This is a genomic window from Planobispora longispora, assembly GCF_016863135.1.
GTDB lineage: Bacteria > Actinomycetota > Actinomycetes > Streptosporangiales > Streptosporangiaceae > Planobispora > Planobispora longispora.
Map to the genome: position 1 here is coordinate 1 of NZ_BOOH01000062.1, position 17,556 is coordinate 17,556.

Here is a 17,556-nt window from a genome sequence, read left to right on the forward strand (position 1 = left end):
GGGTCGATGGCCGTGCTGCGCACGGCGGCCGGGGGTCAGGCGGCCTTGGTCTCCCAGAAGATCTTGGAGATCTCCTCGATCTTGCCGAGGAGCTCTTCGGCCTTGACGACGTCCACGGTGCCCTTGGCGCCGGCGGCGCCCGCGAGCTTGGTGGCGTCCCAGAAGAGCTGGTGCAGCTGCGGGTAGGCCTCCAGGTGCGGGGGCTTGAAGTAGTCGGTCCACAGCACCCACAGGTGGTGCTTGACGAGCTCGGCCCGCTCCTCCTTGATGGTAAGCGCGCGGGAGCGGAAGACCGGGTCCTCGTTGGCGGCGTACTTCTCCATGATGGCCTTGACCGACTCGGCCTCGATGCGAGCCTGGGCGGGGTCGTAGACCCCACAGGGCAGGTCGCAGTGGGCCGAGGCGACGTGCCTGGGGCGCAGGAGTCGTGCGAGCATCGGAAAATCCTTCCTTGATGCCGGAGATCAGCATGGTCCATGACCGACCTTACTCGTCTTCGGGCGGCCGTATTCAAAGGGGGCCAGCGCTCTATGAGAGTCCGTGTCGAAGGGGAATCCATGCTCCCCGCGCTCCGTCCCGACGACTGGCTCTGGGTACGGCGCGGCGCCCGGATCCGCCCCGGTGACCTCGTCGTCGCCCGCCTCCCCTCCGACCCGGGCACGCTGATCGTCAAGCGCGCCCGGTGGCGTGACGGCGACGCCTGGTGGCTGGAGAGCGACAACCAGCGCGCCTCCGGCCGCCGGGACAGCTGGGACTTCGGCCCCGTCCCCGTGACGGGCCGGGTGGTCCTGCGCTATCGCCCGCTGCGAGCCTGGTCGCTCTTCTTGCGGGCCCGGTAGGCGGCGACGTTCGCCCGGCTGGCGCACCGCTCGGAGCAGTAGCGGCGCGACCGGTTGGAGGAGGTGTCGAGATAGGCCCGGCGGCACGGCGACGCCTGGCAGAGGCCGAGGCGGTCCACGCCGAGGCCGGTGACGATGGCGGCCAGGCCCATCACCGCGCCCACGATGTACTGGTCGGAGAAGCGGCCGCCCTCGGTGAGGTGCATGTGCCACGGCTCGCCGTCGTGGGCGGAGATCTGCGGGTGGACCGGGTGGCGCCGGAGCAGCGCGTTGAGCCGGTCGACCACCTCGCGCTCGTGCCCCTCCGCGGCGGCCTCGAACACGGCCACCAGTTCCTCGCGCAGGTCGCGCAGGGCGCCGAGGTCGTCCCGGTCCAGATGGCCGGCCTGCTCCGCCCGCCCGCTCTCCTCCAGCAGCGCCCGCAGCCCCGCCAGGCCGGCCAGGCGGTCGGGGCTGTTGACGAGCAGGACGGCCAGCTCGGCGTAGGTGGTCAGATCCACAGGGAGGTCCGGTTCCGGGGAGGCGATGTAAGCGACGGGAGGCGACTCCGAGTATTACACGAGTGACGTGATTAACAGGATGTCAATGAAAGTGCGCAACCTCTGTCAACCATCTCAGTCTCAGCATGTGGCACAATCGAGCAACGGGTGACCCCCGTACCCCCTCCAGACGTCCGCTCCCGCGTAGTAAGACCCGAGCGGCTACCGAAGCCGGGCCACGCTCCCCGCGGCGTCTGCACGAAGGAACATCCGTCTGTCTGACTGAACTACAGGGGTCGCTGTGGCCGTCACGCCATCCTCCATTTCCCTCGAATCCCTCGATCTCGATCCGGCCTTCGCCCTGCACCGCGGGGGCAAGCTGGAAGTCCGCTCGACCGTCCCCGTCCGCGACGCCGACGACCTGTCCCTCGCCTACACCCCCGGCGTGGCCAAGGTCTGCACCGCGATCGCCGAGGAGCCCGAGCTCGTCAACGACTACACGTGGGTCTCCAACGTCGTGGCCGTCGTCTCCGACGGCACCGCCGTGCTCGGTCTCGGCGACATCGGGCCCGCCGCCGCCATGCCGGTCATGGAGGGCAAGGCCCTGCTGTTCAAGCAGTTCGCCAACGTCGACGCCGTGCCGATCTGCCTCGACTGCACCGACGTCGACGCCCTGGTCGAGACCGTGGCGCGACTGGCCCCCTCCTTCGGCGGCATCAACCTCGAGGACATCAGCGCCCCCCGCTGCTTCGAGGTCGAGGACCGGCTGCGCGAGCTGCTGGACATCCCGGTCTTCCACGACGACCAGCACGGCACCGCGATCGTCGCGCTGGCCGCGCTGAAGAACGCGGCCCGGCTGACCGGCCGCCCGCTGGGCGGGCTGCGGGCCGTGGTCGCGGGCGCCGGGGCCTCCGGTGTCGCGGTCAGCCGCATCCTGCTGGGCGCCGGCATCGGCGACATCGCGGTCTCCGACTCGCGGGGGATCATCTACGAGGGCCGCGCGGGGCTCAACCCGGTGAAGGAGGCCCTGGCCCGCGACACCAACAGGGCGGGCCTGCGGGGCGGCACCGAGGAGGCCCTGGCCGGGGCGGACGTGTTCATCGGCCTGTCCGGTTCGACGGTCTCGGAGGAGGCCATCGCGTCGATGGCGCCCGGTGCGATCGTCTTCGCGCTGTCCAACCCGACGCCCGAGGTCCACCCGGAGGTCGCCAGGAGGCACGCCGCGGTGGTCGCCACCGGCCGCTCCGACTTCCCCAACCAGATCAACAACGTGCTGGCCTTCCCCGGCGTCTTCCGGGGCGCCCTCGACGTCCGCGCCACCACCATCACCGAGAACATGAAGGTGGCCGCCGCCGAGGCCCTGGCCGCGGTGGTCGGCGACGACCTCTCGGCCGACTACGTGATCCCGAGCCCGTTCGACGCGCGCGTCGCCCCCGCGGTGACCGCCGCGGTCGCCGCCCAGGCCCGCCTCGACGGGGTCGCCCGTCTCTGAGCCGCGGCCCCGGCCCGCAGAGGCCGGCTCCCAGCCTGGATCCGTGACTCCGACCCGTGCACGGATCCGCGGACGCGATCCGTCGCCGCCACCCGCGCGACGGTGACGTCATGCGGACGCCCTCGCCGACCGGCGAGGGCGTCTTACTTTCCGGAGAGTTCTATCTCACGGAAACGTAAAGTCCTGTTACTGAACGTGCTATAAAGGAAGCTCTCCGTTATCTTCTCGGGCTGGGCGCGCACGAGGGACGGATGTGCGCGCAGAGGACGCCGGATGCGTCCTCATGCGCTCCCCGCGTTTCCTATCTGCGAGGAGAGCGATGCAACGCGAGCCCAACCGGCTGCTCAGCAGGCTCATGACCGAGGCCGGCCTCACCCGTAAGGAACTGGCCCGCAAGCTCAACGATCTCGGCACCGCCTGGGGCGTGCCCGGGTTGAGATACGACCACAGTTCGATCGGCCGCTGGCTCAGCGGCCGGCGGCCGAAGGACCCCGCACCCGAGCTGCTCGCCGGGGTCTTCGCCCGCCGCCTCGGCCGGACGGTGGGCTCGGAGGAATTAGGACTGCCCGCAGTGTCCGCCCCCCTCGACCTCGGGCAGGGCATCACCCATACCTGGCATGAGGGGGTTGCAACCGTGACAGCACTCTGGCGAGCGGATGTGGAGAGGCGCAAATTCCTGCTCGACTCCACCTTCGTGATCGGAGCCGGTTCCGTCGGCGCTCTGCGATGGCCGATCCTGCCCATGGAGGCCCGCCCGGTCGCCGGCGGTCCCCGACGGGTGGGCAAGGCCGACATCGCCGCGATCCGGGAGGTGACCCGGTCCTTCGGTGAGCTGGACAACAGGTTCGGCGGCGGCCGGATCCGCTCGGCGGTCGTGAAATATCTGGACACGGCGGTCGCGCCGCTGCTCAACGACGGTTCGTACGCCGAGGCCACCGGCAAGGAGCTCGCCGCGGCCGCCGCGGAGCTGACCAGGCTGGCCGGCTGGATGGCCTACGACCTGGAGCACCACGGCGTGGCCCAGCGCTACCTGGTCCAGGCGCTCCGCCTGGCCAGGGGAGCGGGCGACCACGGGCTCAGCGGGGAGATCCTCGCCGGGATGAGCCACCAGGCCATCTACATCGGCCAGCCGGCCCACGCCCTCGACCTGGCCCGCGCCGCCCAGCTCTCCGCCCAGCGCGCGGGGGTCTTCTCCCTGCTCGCCGAGGCGCTCGTGCTGGAGGCGCACGCCCACGCGCTGCTGGACGACCGCCCGGCCTGCGCCGACGCGCTGCACCGGGCGGAGGTGGCCTTCGACCGCAGGAAGACCGCGGACGAACCCGACTGGATCACCTACTTCGACGAGGCCTACCTCTCGGCGAAGTTCGCCCACTGCTTCCGCGACCTGGGGGACGGCCCGCAGGCCGTACGGCACGCGCGGCGGTCGCTGGAGATGGACGGGCGGTTCGTGCGCGGGCGCATGTTCAACCTGTCGCTGCTGGCCGCGGGGCTGGTGCGGAGCGGGGAGGTGGAGGAGGCCTGCGCGGTGGCGGGCGAGGCGCTGGACCTGGCCGGCGGCCTCCAGTCGGCCCGGACCCGCTCCTACATGACCGACCTGCGCCACCGCCTGAAGCCGTACGCCACGGAGCCGGAGGTGGCCGAGCTGGACCGGCGGATCGGAGAGCTCGTCCCCGCCTGACGGCCTGACGGGACCGTCTTTGCGGGAACCCGCAGGAAAAGGCCGAGGGGCCCGGCACGAAGCCGAGCCCCTCGGGTGAAGCAGGTGAGTCCGGGGTTTGGACCCCCGAGCTCAGGTGATCGTCAGAACTACTTGACGATCGAGCCGGACCACACGTTGGCAGCCTTGGCGTAGATCGCGGCGGTCTCGCCGTCGAAGTAAGCCGAGGTGTTGTAGTCCCAGCGGCCGTTGCCGTCCTGGTCAACGAAGGTGCTGGTGACACCGTTGACGTAGCCGAGGCGCTTGGCGTTGCTGTACTTGATGAGCCACGGAGCGCCGTCGGCGCCCTGGGTCATCGCGCACTTGATCGCAACGTGCTCCTCGATCTTGTAGGAGGCGTTGGTGTAGACCTTGCCGGAGGTCTTGCCGTAGCACCACTTGGGGGTGATGCCGGTGTACGGCTTGTTGCCGTCCGGGTGGGTCAGGGCCGGGTAACCGAAGACGAACACGTTCTGGCCGGTCTTCTGGTTCCAGGCGAAGCCCTGGCCGCCGACCACGTCGCCGAGGCGACCGGCGTCACGGATCCAGCCCTCGACGATGATGAAGGTGTCCTTCAGGTACTTCGTCGTGCTGCTCTTCTTCACGAACTTCTTCACGTAGTAGTGAGTGATCGTGAAGTTGCCGTTGGCGTCGATCTTGCGGTAGCCGGGACCGGTGTAGTTCTTGTACTCGGTCTCGGTGACGTTCTCGGTGACCTCGTAGTCCTTGGCACCCTGAACGTTGCCGGCCGGAGCCGCGGCGTAGGCCTCCTTGGAGACCTCCTCCTTCACCTGAACGGCGTCGGCGTGGTCGGGACCGACGAGCTCCTGGGTCTCGGACGTCTTGGCGTAGCAGTCCGAGGTCTCCTTGCCGTTGAAGTCACGGCACTTCTCGTACTCGGCCTGGGAGATCTCAGTGGTCTTGACACCCTTGAGACCGTCGTACTTGTCGAAGACGTCCTTGGTGACGACCTTGGGAGCGCCGCCGCCCACGCGGATGCCGTTGTACACGGTCACGAACGCGTAGTCGCGGTCGCGGTCCTCGTACACGGCGAAGTCGTAGTGGGTGTAGGCGGTCTTACCGACGTAGACACCGTAAGGAGCCTTGCCCTGGTAGTAGCCCGGGACGAAGATCCAGTTGTCCATGACGCTGCCGTTCTGGGCCTCGTCGTAGACACAGTGACCGGCGGTGGCGACCAGGTTGCGGTACTTGGCCTGGATGGAGGTGGCCGAGCACCAGCGCGGGTTGCCGTTGTCGTCGACGAAGAACACCTTGCCGATGGTCTTCGGCAGGTTGATGTTCTTGACCTTGGCCGTGGTCTTCTTCTCCTCGCCGATCGGCGCGGCGAAGCCGGGCTTGCCGTCGGCCACGTAGCCGCCACCGACGCTCAGCGTCGAGCTGGGCTTGGTCTCCCAGTTGTAGGCGGTGGCGGCGGCGAGGCGCTGAGCCTCACCGTTGTGGCCCAGCCAGTACTCGGCAACGTCGACGGCGGCCGGAGCGTCCTTGGCCATCGTGTCGTACTCCCAGCGCGGGTCGGCGCTGGCGGTGCCGGCCAGGCCGGCGGCGAGCAGACCGGTGGCGATGATGGCGCCGCCGGCGGGGATGAGAATGCGCTTCAAGGGAAACTCCTTGGTCTGTCGTGGAACGCATCTTGCGTCCCATGCGTCAGTAAAGGGATAACCAGGAACATACAGTGCTGATCTTGAGAAGTGGAAGTCGATCCGAGGGCTCAGATGAAACCTCTGGGGCTCGTGACCTTCTCGTGACCCAATCGGAGGTTTGGGGTCACAGTCGTCACATCCGTCGCTCTGCCGCGTTTCCGCAGATCACCGTAAGATTGGTGTAAGTGGTGCCGATGTGGCGTGAGTAGCCGTATGCGGACAGTAGCCATCTCTGTGTGACGCAGATCACATGGAACCGATGGCACCGATCCGGGCTCCGCCACGTCTAACGCGCACGATCCGCTGCCGGGGCATAGGCACGCGGGTGCGGAAACCCCGGAAAAGCGGACGGGACCCGGCACGTGCCGGGTCCCGCGAGGTGAGAGGGATCGTTCGGAGCGGCTCCGCCTAGGAGGGCGCCCGCTGGCTGCCGGCCCAGTGATAGACCACGTAGGTCGAGGCGATGAAGTACGGCGAGGAGATCAGGTCGTACTTGCGGTCGACGTCGGTGTCCCAGGCGAAGCTGTTGACGCCGTTGAGGTAGCCGAGGGCGGTCTTGGGGTCGTAGTCGACCAGCCAGGGGCCGCCGCTGGCCCCCGCGGTGAACGGGCACTTCAGCGCGATGCCGTGCTCCACGAGGCGGGCGGGGGCGATCTGCTTGCGGGTGCGCCCGCCGCAGTACTTCAGGCTCTGCCCGTCGTACGGCCTGCTCCCGTCGTTGTGGGGGGCGGCCGGGTAGCCGAAGGCGTAGGTGAGCAGGTTGGTGCCGCGCCTGATCGCCAGTCCCTGACCGCCGACGTTGTCCTCCAGGCTGCCGACGGCCTCCATCTGGTAGGAGCCGGCGGTCTTGCCCGGCTTCCACCGGAACCCGCCGTGGACGGAGATGAAGGCGTAGTCGTAGTCGTAGTCACCCCAGCTGACGAAGCGCTCGTGCAGGTTGACGGAGTGCCCGACGTAGATCCCGTACGGCGTGGCGCCCCTGTCGTAGCCCGGAATGAAGATCCAGTACTCGGCGGGCCTGCCCGTCTTGGCGTCGTAGGCGCAGTGCGCCGCCGTCGCGACCAGGTTGTCGTTGGCGGAGGCGATCGAGGACGCCGAACACCAGTAGTCCTTGTCCCCGATCCGGAAGAACACCTTCCCGACGGTGATCGGAGAGGTGCCGGTGGCGGGCTGCCGCTTCTTCGGGAGTGTCGGCCTGACCGCTTGAGGCGTGGCGGTCTTGGCCGGGGTGGTGGTCGTCGTGGTGTTCTCCCCGCCCGAGGCCGTGGTGGCGGTCGCCTCGCCGCTGGGCGTGGGCGAGGCGGACGTCGGGGCCGACGAGGGCGTGCCCTCGCTGGGCTTGACCTCGGGGGTCGCGGGGTTGTTGTCCTGAGCCTGCTTGAGCCGGGCCGGATTCCAGTACTCCGCGATCCGCTTCATGTCCGCGCTGCTCTTGGTCAGTATGAGGGAGGTGACGCTGCCCGGCACCGACTCGAAGGGGGTGGCCGCGGCGCTCCCGGGGAGAGCGGATGTCGCCGTCACGCAGGCAGCGACCAGGGCGCCCAGAGTGGTCGCGAGCCGCCGTGCGCGGGGGGACATGGGGACGGTCCTTCCGGTCCAGGGAGCTACAAGAGGTAGTTAAAGACTGATTTTTCCAGATCCACTTGGTTTTACGCAGCCAGCTGGGTCGAGCCGGTCTTCCCCGGCCATTCGGCAATCCTGCCGACGGATGCGTAAGCACCATGTGAAGTGCCGGAAGGGACCCGGGTATGTCCCGGGCCCCTCGTGGTTCGCGGCCGTGCGGATCCCTGATGCTCCCCGGGCGGGCCTCGGTGAGGGCCGTGCCGGGGAGCACCGGGACAGGAACTAGGAGAGCGGGAGCTTCCCGGTCCAGAGGTTGGCGGCGTACCGGTAGATGCCGTAGGTCTCGCCGTCGAAGTACGGCGTGGTGACCCGGTCGTAGCGGTCGTTGCCGTCGCTGTCGATCGTGAGGCTCACGACGCCGTTGAGGTAACCGGTCCGCTTGCTGTTCTTGTACTGCAGCAGGAACGGGCCGCCGCTGGCGCCGGGGGTGAAGGCGCACTTGATGGCCTGGTGCTCCTCGGCCTTGTACGCCGGGACGTCGGGGGCGTTGCCGGTCGTCCCATAGCACCACTTCATGGTGTGGCCGGTGTAGACCTTGTTGCCGTCCAGGTGCGCGGAGGCCGGGTAACCGAAGGCGAAGACCTTCTTGCCGGTCCTCTGGTTCCAGGCGAAGCCCTGGCCGCCGACGTTGTCGCCCAGCCGGCCGGCGTCGGCGATGGCGGTGATGTAGTGACGGAAGATCACATACTTCACGGAGGAGGTCTTCTTGATGTACTTCACCACGTAGTAGTGGGTGATGGTGTAGTTGCCCCGGTCATCGATCTTGCGGTAGCCCGGGCCCTTGTAGGCCTCGTACTCAGCTTTGGTGACGTTCTCAGTGCGGGTCTCGAGCTTGGAACCGCTCTTCGGCCAGTCCTTCTGGTCCAGCACCTTGCCGTCGCGGGTGACCTTGTCGTCCTTCAGCCCGTAGACGTCACCGGAGGCCTTGTCCCAGTCCCACTTCTCAGCTTCGACCGCGACGGCGATGGCGCCGTTGTACTGCGGGCCGACCTGGTCCTCGGAGGAGACGTTCTCGACCTTGCCGATGCCGCCCTTCTGGGTCCACCGGTCGTAGGTCTCGAAGTCGACGGTCCTGGGCTCCTCGCGCCCCACACCGCCCTTGTCGACATGCGCCTTGAAGGTCTTGTAGTCGACTTCCTTCTCCGGCTGCTGCTTTATGCCGTTGTAGACGTTGACGAAGGCGTAGTCCCGGTCGTAGTCCTCATAGACGTCGAAGTCGTAGTGCATGTTGACCTTGGCGCCGACGTAGATGCCCCAGGGCGCCTTGCCCTGGTGGTAGCCGGGGATGAACACGAAGTTGTTGTACGGCTTGTTCGTGTCGGTGTCGTAGACGCAGTGGCCCGCGGTGGCGACCAGGTTGCGGTACTTCGACTGCACCGAGGAGCCGGAGCACCAGCGCTCCCGGCCCTTGTCGTCGATGAAGAAGACCTTGCCCACGGTGATGGGCAGGTTGACGTTCCGGGAGCGGCCCGCGGACTTGCCCTCCTCGCCGATCGGCGCGACGGTGCCGGCCCTGCCGTCGGCGGAGGCGCGGGAGCCGCCCACCTTCAGGCGGCCGGAGGCGGTGCTCTCGGCGACGTAGGTCGTGGCGGACTTCAGCTTCGAGGGGGTCCAGTAGCCCGCGATGGCCTTCGCGTTACCGGATGAGGCGAGAGTGACCGTCTTGCGGTCGGGCGCGGCGGCCTGGGCGGTGCCGGCGGCGAGGGTGACGCCGATCATGGACGTGGCCGCCAGGGCTCCGCCGAGGGGCAGGGCAAGGCGCTTGGCTCGGGGGTTCACAGAAGCTCCTTCTTTGTCATGAGCCTCTCGGGACTCGGCTCACGCATGCGTAAAGAGACAAGACGAGACCGTAGCCGGTAAAGAAGCCTTAAAGAGGCATAAATCAGACATCAATGGAGACCGTTACGTTGTTGTTACGCAACCGACGGAACCGAAACCGTCAGGCCGACGTCTGATCTACCTCTTCTTGATCTACTCGGCGTGCTCCCGCCGTATCACCGTGCTGATCTGCTGAAACGCCGGGCCGGGTGGTTGCCAGGCCGGACGCCCCCGGAGACGATTGGAACGATCGACGTCATGCGCAATCGGGGGGTTCCATGCGACGTCTTCTCGTTCTGGCCGCGGCCACGCCTCTCCTGCTCTCCGGTACGGCCTCCGCCGCCACGCCGTCCTCGCCGCACCGCGCGCCCGCTCCGGACAGGGCGTTCATGCTGGCCGTCGCCGACGACAACCAGGACCTGCTCACCGGTCGGTACGCGGTGCTCCAGTGCGACCCGCCGGGCGGCACGCACCGCAAGGGGACCAAGTCGTGCGAGGCGCTGGAGAAGGCCCGCGGCAACCCGGCCGCCATCGCCCGGGACCGGAACCGGTCGTGCACCACGGAGTACAAGCCGGTCAAGGCGTTCGCGGTCGGCACCTGGGACGGCGAGAACATCATCTTCGAGCACACCTACGGCAACTTCTGCGCGATGCTCGCCGCCACCGGCCCGCTCTTCGACTTCTAGCCGCCCGGTCCCGTACGGCGGCCGGGGCGTCACCCCGGCCGCGGGCGTGCTGCGGCCCGATCGGGGATCGGGCCGCGGCGGACGCGCTCACTTATGCACTTGCACGTTTCCTCCGGAGACGTCCTGAGGTTGAGCGGCGTCCAGGTCGAACCCCGCGGTCCGCCGGTTGTCGTAGGTCGGTGTGCCGCCGGGGACCGGGCCGTCGCTGAGCGGCCAGACCACGAGCCGCAGTTTGTCGGGGTCGTCGTAGCCGTACAGGACGAAGCCGTACCCGGTCCGGCCGGACACGGTGGCCTCGCCCTTCACAGCCGCCCTGCCGTGCCGGGTGACGACCAGCCATTCGAGCTCGGTCGCGTCCAGGTCGAAATCGGTTCCGGCGAGGCGGAAGCTCACTTTGCCCCCGCCCGGGGCCGGGCCCTCGTCGTGCGGCCGGTACTTGGGATTGAACTGGAAGGAGCCGCGGCCGGTGTGGCCGGGATCGCCGGTCAGCGCCCCGGTCGGCGAGTCGATGCGCGCGCCGCTGGTGACGAACCCGGCATCCGGGTCGTAGACCACCACCATGACCTCGGCGGCGCCTGATCCGCCGTCGTCATCGGTGACGGTCAGCTTGATCGTGTACATCCCCGCGGAGGCGAAGGTGTGGGTCCGGTCGCAGGCCTGCCGCGCGGCGGCGTAGGAGTCGGAGGCGCCGTCGTCCCATTCGACTTCGCAGGTGTGGGTGTCGTTGGCACCGGGATCGGTGAAGCCGGCGGCGAGGCGGACCGGCGTGCCCGCGCGATGGACCGACCACGGCTGGGGGCCCGTGATGGCGGGGCGGGGCGGCAGATTGCGCAAGCGGATCCGCGCGGTGTCGCCGACCGGGGCGTTCACCCCGTCGTCCGCCGTCAGGGTCACGAGGAAGGTGCCGTCGTCGGTGCAGCTGAACGTGGTGGACTCGGCGTGCGCGTTCTCGAACGAGCAGGTGGTTCCCGGATCCACGTCGTCACCGGCGGTGAAGCTCCAGGCGACGGTGGGAGTGCTCTCGGGGTCGTTGGCAGAGCCGGCCAGCCGCAGCCGCTGCCCCTCGGCGCCGGACAGGTCGGGCCCGGCGGACACGCTGGGCGGCAGATTCTGTCCCGGGGGCGGTCCGGGCGTCGGCGGCGGCGGCGCGCCGTCACCGCCGGTCAGCGTCGCCCACCCCCGCAGCGGGACGTGACTCGAGACCGACGTTCGTGTGGCGTCGCCGTCCAGTGCGGCGAAATCGTCGCTGACGAAGACGTAGTCGAGCTTGTACTGCAGGGCCACGGGGACGGGATAGGTGCCCTCGCCGGTACGGCACCTGCGGTCGTCGACCGGGCAGCTGTACTCGGGACTGGCGAAGTACTGCGTGTCGGTCTCGTCGACCTCGTGCAGCTTGCCGGTCCCGCCGTGATGGGAGTACAGCGGTGTGAGGGCCGCGTCCCAGGGGCGGGCCTGGAAGTCGCCGCCGAGGATCACCGGGAAGCCGCCGCCGATGTGGCCGTCGATCCGCTGGGCGACGGCCTCGGCCTGGGCCGGCCGGGCCTCGGCCACGCTGCTCAGCTGTGTCACACACGCCTTCACCGCTCGTTCGCGCAGGGTGACGCCCGCGCAGGTGAGGCTGTACGAATCCGGTCCCGCGCCGCCGGGCAGCGCGGTGGTCTCCGCGTCGCTCAGCGGTGTGCGGCTGATGAGGGCGTTGCCCCGTTCCCCGGAACCGCGGCACGCGGACTCCGGAGCGCGCGTCACGGTGAACTGGCCGTGCAGGGCGTGACCGTTGGCGCCCGTGATCCGCAGCACCTCGTCGTACTGCTCGCGGCACACCTCGTTGAGGGTGACGACGTCCGGGCGGAAGTCGAGGATCGACGAGGCCACCGCGGGGGCCGCGGAGCCCACCGCCCCGCCGGCACAGGCCGGTACGGGCACCTGCCTGGCTCCGCACATGTTGAACTGGAAGATCCGGACGGGTTCGTTGACGCGCAGCCGCGCCTCTCCCCACAGGATGTCGTGGTCGGAGCAGCGGGCGTCGTCCGGCTTGGGATCTCCCGATCCGACCTGGCAGTCGCCTTCGTTCTCCACGCGGCCGGACACCTCGCGGTCGAAATGGGCGGCGCTCACGAAGATGTAGTCGATCTTCCCTTCACCGGGATGGGTGGGGGCGCCGCCCGGCCGCGGAGGGCACCCCGGGCAGTCATCGGGGAACTGGTCCACCTCCCAGTAGTCTCCGGTGCCGCCGGCCTGCGGTGCGTACATCATGGCCACGGCCGGGTCCTCGGGCGAGGGCCACGTCGGGGTCACGTTGAAGTCACCGGCGAGGATGAACGGCATCCGCCGGACGGAGGGCGGGAACAGGTCCGTCGCCATCTCCTTGATCTCTTTGGCCGCGTCCTCGTCCTTCGGCGTGCCGTGCAGGGAGCACACGCGCGTCCAGACCTCGAACTCCGCCGTCACGCATCCGCCGCCGCGGTCTGTCGACCTGAACTCGAAGTCGGCGGCGTCGCGGATGGCGGCACGCACGTAGATCGCGTTGCCGGCGCTGTACGGCAGGAGGGTGCCGCAGTCCGGCGCGGGGAGCAACCGGCTCGACGAGAAGTACGAGCGCATGCCGTACCCGGCGTCGTCGAGCAGGTCCTGGAGTCTTCCGGCCTGGTCCCGGCAGGTCTCCTGCAGTGTGACGATGTCGGGCCGCTCCGCCTGGATCTTGCGGAAGACCATGTCCACCACCGCGAAGTCCCCTCCGTTGCAGGAGGCTCCGCACAGGTTGTAGTTCATGATCTTCAATGGGCGGACCGCCGGGGCCGCCGCCGGGGCCGACGCCCGGGACTCCGCGGGGGGCGGCACCGTCAGTATCGCCGCGATCATGGCGAGGACGGTCAGGACTAATCGGGTGGGTTCGCCGAGGGCGCGCAAGGATGACCTCCGGACCTGGTGCGGCTGCCGCCTCGGCCCGGAGCGGGCTGATCCGTGACGCCGCTGACGGCGTTCCCCGGTGAGCGCGGCTTCGATGACTGCCGCCGACTTTACGAGATCGTATTTAATAGTCAATGTCTCCAGGTCAAAATGTTTTCCTTCGCGGTGAGGCGCACCGACATAAGTGATGTTTTAGGTCTGCTGGAAATTCAGGGGGACACCGCGCGGATACGGATCGTGGGTTCCGGAGGGAAAACCGTCCTGGCGGTTTCCCGCCCACGACAAGGGCCCGATCCGGGATGGATCGGGCCCTTTCAGGTCTGGAGCCGGCCGAATGGCCTGACGGCCGGCTCGGTTGCGTCGCTACTTGGTCCAGCGGTTGGCCGCGACCTTGTAGACCTTGTAGGTGTCGCTGTTGAAGTACGGCGAGGAGATGTGGTCGTACCGGTCGTTCTTGTCGGTGTCCCAGGCGACGCTGTTGACGCCGACGAGGTAGCCGGTACGGCTGGAGTTCTTGTACTTCAGCAGCCAGGGGCCGCCGCTGGCGCCGGCGGTGAAGGCGCACCGGAAGCCGATGTGCTCCTGGATGTTGTACCGCGGGGCGGCCGGCATGGCGCCGGTGGTGCCGTAGCACCACTTCATGGTGCGGCCGGTGTAGGGCTTGTCACCGTCGGGGTGCGGGCCGGCCGGGTAGCCGAAGGAGAAGACCTTGCTCTTGACCTTCTGGTTCCAGGCGAAGCCCTGGCCGCCGACGTTGTCGCCGAGCCGGCCGACGTTGGTGATGACCGGGACCCACTTGCCGTTCTTCTTCTCCCACTTCACCTTGAAGCCGGAGTGGACGTTGACGAAGGCGTAGTCGAAGTCGTAGTCCTCCTTGACGACGAAGTCGTCGTGGGCGTGGAAGGTGTGGGCGGCGTAGATGCCGTAGGGGTTCTTGCCCTCCCACGCCTGGTCGCCGTCCCAGTAGGACGGGATGAAGACCCAGTTGTCGTAGAACTGGTTGGTCTTCACGTCGTACACGCAGTGCGCCGAGGTGGCGACCACGTTGCGGTACTTGCCCTGGATCGAGCTGCCGGAGCAGTACTTCCAGCTCTTCGGGTCCATCGGGTTGGCCTTGGGCAGGGTGAAGAAGACCCGGCCGACGGTGTTGGGCAGGTTGACGTGCTTGCTCTTGGGCGACTTGCCGCCCTCCTGGCCGATCGGCGGGACCGACCCGGGCTTGCCGTCGGGGCCGGCGGCCGTGGAGGCCCTGCCCTTGCCGGCCAGGTCGATGTCGCCGGTGGCGTCGGAGGCCTTGCGCATGCGGTCGGGCGACCAGAAGGAGGTGGCCTGGGAGGCCGACTCCGAGGCGGCCGAGGTGACCACGTCGCCGGGGGCGGCCGTGGCGCCCGCGCCGGTGCTGGTGGCGCCCATCGCTCCGGCGACCATGAGGAGGCCGGTGAGGGGGATCGCGAGGCGCCGTGCTCGGGAAATCAATGGAGCTCCTTTCGTCCTCGGCGGCGGGCGGGACTTCCCGTCGCCAGGAAAACGATCGGAACGCTACTGAATGGATCAAGCGCTCGGCCAGAAATTGACGCGAAAAAGTCTGGGACGGTTCCCTTCGATGCCATGTCGTTATTGATATGCCGCGTGGTTATGATTTAACGAAAAAGCATCCTCGCAGCTCACCTGGGTCGAACCGCGTGCATCGGAGTATCGCTGGCACCACTCGCAACAAACGCCATAAAGGTTTTCCCGAATAACTTTGAGAACTTCGGACTAGCAAACCGAATGACGTTCTGGTTGCATGTCCACATGAGCGTGGACCCTCGAACTCCCTGCCTCGTCGGCGTCGCCCAGCACACCGTCCGCGACCAGCCCGGCCCCGAGCCCCTGGACCTGTGGGAGCTGGCCGCCCGCCGCGCCGAGGCCGACGCCGGAGCCCCCGGCCTGCTGGAACGCCTCGACTCGATCCAGGTCGTCTACACCGAGTCCTGGCAGTACGACGACCCGGTGGGGCGGCTCGCCGAGCGCCTCAAGGCCGAGCCCCGTCACCGCGTCTACTCCATGGTGAGCGGTACGGCCCCGCAGACACTCCTGGGCGCGGCCGCCGCCGCGATCGCGGCCGGGGAGATGGACGCGGCGCTGATCGCCGGGGCCGAGGCGCTCGCCACCCGCAGGGCGCTGCGCCGGGCCGGGGAGTATCCGGCCTGGAGCCACCGCGCCGACCCCCGGCGCCCCTACGGCTGGGAACGCCCTCCGCACCCCGCCGAGCTGGCCCACGGGCTGGTCCTGCCCGTGCACACCTACCCGATCATGGAGACCGCGCGCCGCGCCGCCGCGGGGGAGGGCATCGAGGAGGAGATGCGCGACCGGGGGCGGATGATGGCCCCGATGACCGGCGTCGCCGCCGCCAACCCCCATGCCTGGCAGCGGACCGTGCGCACCCCGGAGGAGCTCGTCACGCCCGCGCCGGACAACCGGTTCGTGGGCTGGCCGTACACCCGCAGGACCGTCGCGCTCGCCGAGGTCGACCAGGCCGCAGCCGTGATCATGGTCAGCGCCGGGCTCGCCGACCGGCTGGGCATCGCCCCGGAACGGCGTATCCACCTGCGCGGCTGGGCCTACGCCGAGGACACCTGGGAGGTCGCCGCCCGGCCGGTGCTGGGCGCGTCCCCGGCGATGGAGGCCGCGGCACGGCACGCCCTCGCGCGGGCGGGGACAGGGCTGGACGACATCGGGGCGCTGGACCTCTACAGCTGCTTCGCGGTCGCGCTCCGCGCGGCCTGCGCCGCGACCGGCATCGACCCGCTGGACCCGCGGGGGCTGACGGTCACCGGTGGCCTGCCGTACGCCGGGGCGCCGGTCAGCGTCTACGTCCTGCACTCGACCGCGGCGATGGCCGAGCGCCTGCGTGCCGAGCCGGGTCCCGGACCGAGCCACGGCCTGGTCACCGGGGTCGGGATGCACCTGACCAAGCACACCTACGCGATCTGGTCCACCGAGCCGGGCGGCGGCGCGGGGCTCGCCGGGCTGAGGGACGCGGCCGCCCCGGTGCACACCGCCGAGCCCGTCCCGATCACCGTCACCCACGAGGGGACGGCGACCGTCGCCGGATACACCGTCGCCCACGGGCGGGACGGCGCGGCCGAGCACGGGATCCTCGTCGTGGACCTGCCGGACGGGAGCCGTGCCCACGCCCACGTCCGGCACCCCGGCCTGATCGCCGAGGCCGAGAACGCCGAGCTCGTCGGCCGCGAGGTTCACCTGACCCCCGACGCGCAGGTGAATGTCGCGACCTGGTGACGGACCGATCCGAATTCGTGACCGGCCGGGCATGGCCTCCGCGCGCCCGGAGAGCCGAAGATGGGCGAAAGTCCACTCCCCGGCGAGGCGGGTGGAGGCGTGGTCGGCGGCGGTCGGTACGACATCATCGAGGCACAGGAGCCGCGGGGTCCCCGGCGATGGATCGGGGCCGCGATCCTGGCCGCGCTCCTGGCCGTCCCGGTGGTCGGCATGGTGGCCAGCCGGGAGCCGGCCGGGCTCCCGCCGCCCCCGGCCCCGACGTCCGCCCCGGCGCCGAGCGTCACGTTCGACGAGCGGAGCCCCAACATCCTCCACCCGGAGGTACGGCGCCGCGACGGCAGGGAGATCATCGACGTCGTGTTCCCCGACGGGAGCGGGGCCGAGGTCGACTACCCACCCGATCTCAGGCTCGCCGCCCTCGGGGTGCGCCCGGCTCACACCGGCTGGCTGGACGGTTACCACAACCTCGTCCGCCGGCTGACCGCGCCGTCCGGCGGGGCGGCCGAGATCGCCCGGGAGCGTCCGATGCTCCGGACCATGGGCAGGCGGGTCACGCTCTGGAAGGCCTCCGGCCGCGACGACGGCCAGCTCCTGCTGTTCGACTTCGGCCCCTGGTCCCTGACGCTGTCCGACGTCCCGACCCCGATGACCTTCGAGCAGCGCATGCTCTGGGCGGAGAGCCTGCGGGGCAGGGTGACCGAGGACGGCTACCTCGTGCTCAGCGCCAAGCCCCCGCTCGTGCTCGGGCGGCCGGGCCAGGCGCTCCGGGGCGAACAGGCCGGACCGCAGCTCTGGTTCGGCGGCGGCCGGGAGGCGCTGGTGGTGCTCATGCCGGTGCCGGGCTGCGACGCGGGGCAGATCCGGCTCCCCGTGATCGAGGAGCGCCGCCGCTACTACTACGGCGTCTGCCGGAACGGGTTCTACCTCGCCGCCTCGGGGACCGAGGCGTACGTGCGACGGATCATCAACGGCGTCCGGATCACACCGGAGCCCTGATCACACCGGAGCCCTGACCGCGCCGTCGCGGGCGTCGGCGGGTCCGGTCGGGGGGAGGGCGGAGGCGGGGGCGT

At 69.4% G+C, this 17,556-nt stretch carries 13 protein-coding genes; 6 read left to right on the forward strand and 7 right to left on the reverse strand.

Going from position 1 to position 17,556, the window contains the following annotated elements:
- Positions 1-35: 35 nt before the first annotated feature.
- Complete coding sequence (sodN, locus tag Plo01_RS34855; protein ID WP_203895036.1) at positions 36-437, reverse strand: superoxide dismutase, Ni; 402 nt, start codon at positions 435-437, stop codon at positions 36-38.
- 39 nt (positions 438-476) lie between these two features.
- On the opposite strand from sodN, the gene Plo01_RS34860 reads away from it, so the two are divergent.
- On the forward strand, positions 477-839 hold the full coding sequence (locus Plo01_RS34860; RefSeq protein WP_275415450.1) for a S24 family peptidase: 363 nt from the start codon (positions 477-479) through the stop codon (positions 837-839).
- On the opposite strand, the gene Plo01_RS34865 is transcribed toward Plo01_RS34860, so the two are convergent.
- Positions 794-1,339, reverse strand: a complete 546-nt coding sequence (locus Plo01_RS34865) for a CGNR zinc finger domain-containing protein (RefSeq protein ID WP_203895038.1) — start codon at positions 1,337-1,339, stop codon at positions 794-796. The two genes, Plo01_RS34860 and Plo01_RS34865, sit on opposite strands and share 46 nt — an antisense overlap.
- 280 nt (positions 1,340-1,619) lie before the next feature.
- On the opposite strand from Plo01_RS34865, the gene Plo01_RS34870 reads away from it, so the two are divergent.
- The gene (locus Plo01_RS34870) at positions 1,620-2,810 is read left to right on the forward strand and encodes an NAD(P)-dependent malic enzyme (protein ID WP_203895039.1); all 1,191 of its coding nucleotides are present in this window, start codon (positions 1,620-1,622) and stop codon (positions 2,808-2,810) included.
- Between the two features lie 319 nt (positions 2,811-3,129).
- Positions 3,130-4,488 carry an NsdA family TPR-like regulatory protein gene (locus Plo01_RS34875; RefSeq protein ID WP_203895040.1) on the forward strand — a complete coding sequence of 453 codons (1,359 nt, stop codon included), beginning with the start codon at positions 3,130-3,132 and terminating at the stop codon, positions 4,486-4,488.
- A gap of 128 nt (positions 4,489-4,616) precedes the next feature.
- Here the strand turns inward: Plo01_RS34875 and Plo01_RS34880 are convergent, their stop codons facing one another.
- The 3 genes from Plo01_RS34880 to Plo01_RS34890 all read right to left on the reverse strand — a co-directional run bounded on the left by Plo01_RS34880 (position 4,617) and on the right by Plo01_RS34890 (position 9,569).
- Entirely contained in the window at positions 4,617-6,125 is a 1,509-nt protein-coding gene (locus tag Plo01_RS34880) for a trypsin-like serine peptidase (protein ID WP_203895041.1), read from the reverse strand.
- Positions 6,126-6,575: 450 nt separating this feature from the next.
- Entirely contained in the window at positions 6,576-7,745 is a 1,170-nt protein-coding gene (locus Plo01_RS34885) for a trypsin-like serine peptidase (RefSeq protein ID WP_203895042.1), read from the reverse strand.
- Positions 7,746-8,012: 267 nt separating this feature from the next.
- Positions 8,013-9,569 carry a trypsin-like serine peptidase gene (locus Plo01_RS34890; RefSeq protein ID WP_239317670.1) on the reverse strand — a complete coding sequence of 519 codons (1,557 nt, stop codon included), beginning with the start codon at positions 9,567-9,569 and terminating at the stop codon, positions 8,013-8,015.
- A 317-nt stretch (positions 9,570-9,886) separates the two neighbouring features.
- On the opposite strand from Plo01_RS34890, the gene Plo01_RS34895 reads away from it, so the two are divergent.
- On the forward strand, positions 9,887-10,294 hold the full coding sequence (locus tag Plo01_RS34895; protein ID WP_203895043.1) for an SSI family serine proteinase inhibitor: 408 nt from the start codon (positions 9,887-9,889) through the stop codon (positions 10,292-10,294).
- 87 nt (positions 10,295-10,381) lie between these two features.
- Here the strand turns inward: Plo01_RS34895 and Plo01_RS34900 are convergent, their stop codons facing one another.
- Positions 10,382-13,153, reverse strand: coding sequence for an endonuclease/exonuclease/phosphatase family protein (locus tag Plo01_RS34900; RefSeq protein WP_203895044.1), 2,772 nt, complete (start codon positions 13,151-13,153; stop codon positions 10,382-10,384).
- 411 nt (positions 13,154-13,564) lie between these two features.
- Complete coding sequence (locus Plo01_RS34905; RefSeq protein WP_203895045.1) at positions 13,565-14,677, reverse strand: trypsin-like serine peptidase; 1,113 nt, start codon at positions 14,675-14,677, stop codon at positions 13,565-13,567.
- Between the two features lie 318 nt (positions 14,678-14,995).
- Here Plo01_RS34905 and Plo01_RS34910 point away from each other — a divergent pair, with 318 nt between their 5' ends.
- Both Plo01_RS34910 and Plo01_RS34915 read left to right on the forward strand, forming a co-directional pair.
- Positions 14,996-16,486 (forward strand): acetyl-CoA acetyltransferase, encoded by a 1,491-nt coding sequence (locus Plo01_RS34910; RefSeq protein WP_203895046.1) that lies wholly within the window; start codon positions 14,996-14,998, stop codon positions 16,484-16,486.
- A gap of 60 nt (positions 16,487-16,546) precedes the next feature.
- The gene (locus Plo01_RS34915; RefSeq protein WP_203895047.1) at positions 16,547-17,482 is read left to right on the forward strand and encodes a hypothetical protein; all 936 of its coding nucleotides are present in this window, start codon (positions 16,547-16,549) and stop codon (positions 17,480-17,482) included.
- The last annotated feature ends 74 nt before the right edge of the window (positions 17,483-17,556 follow it).

Coding starts and splice junctions, on each gene's coding strand:
- Plo01_RS34885 (WP_203895042.1), bottom strand. CDS start 7,745: ATGTCCCCCCGCGCACGGCGGCTCGCGACCACTCTGGGCGCCCTGGTC.
- sodN (WP_203895036.1), bottom strand. CDS start 437: ATGCTCGCACGACTCCTGCGCCCCAGGCACGTCGCCTCGGCCCACTGC.
- Plo01_RS34860 (WP_275415450.1), top strand. CDS start 477: ATGACCGACCTTACTCGTCTTCGGGCGGCCGTATTCAAAGGGGGCCAG.
- Plo01_RS34915 (WP_203895047.1), top strand. CDS start 16,547: ATGGGCGAAAGTCCACTCCCCGGCGAGGCGGGTGGAGGCGTGGTCGGC.
- Plo01_RS34900 (WP_203895044.1), bottom strand. CDS start 13,153: ATGATCGCGGCGATACTGACGGTGCCGCCCCCCGCGGAGTCCCGGGCG.
- Plo01_RS34910 (WP_203895046.1), top strand. CDS start 14,996: ATGAGCGTGGACCCTCGAACTCCCTGCCTCGTCGGCGTCGCCCAGCAC.
- Plo01_RS34895 (WP_203895043.1), top strand. CDS start 9,887: ATGCGACGTCTTCTCGTTCTGGCCGCGGCCACGCCTCTCCTGCTCTCC.
- Plo01_RS34875 (WP_203895040.1), top strand. CDS start 3,130: ATGCAACGCGAGCCCAACCGGCTGCTCAGCAGGCTCATGACCGAGGCC.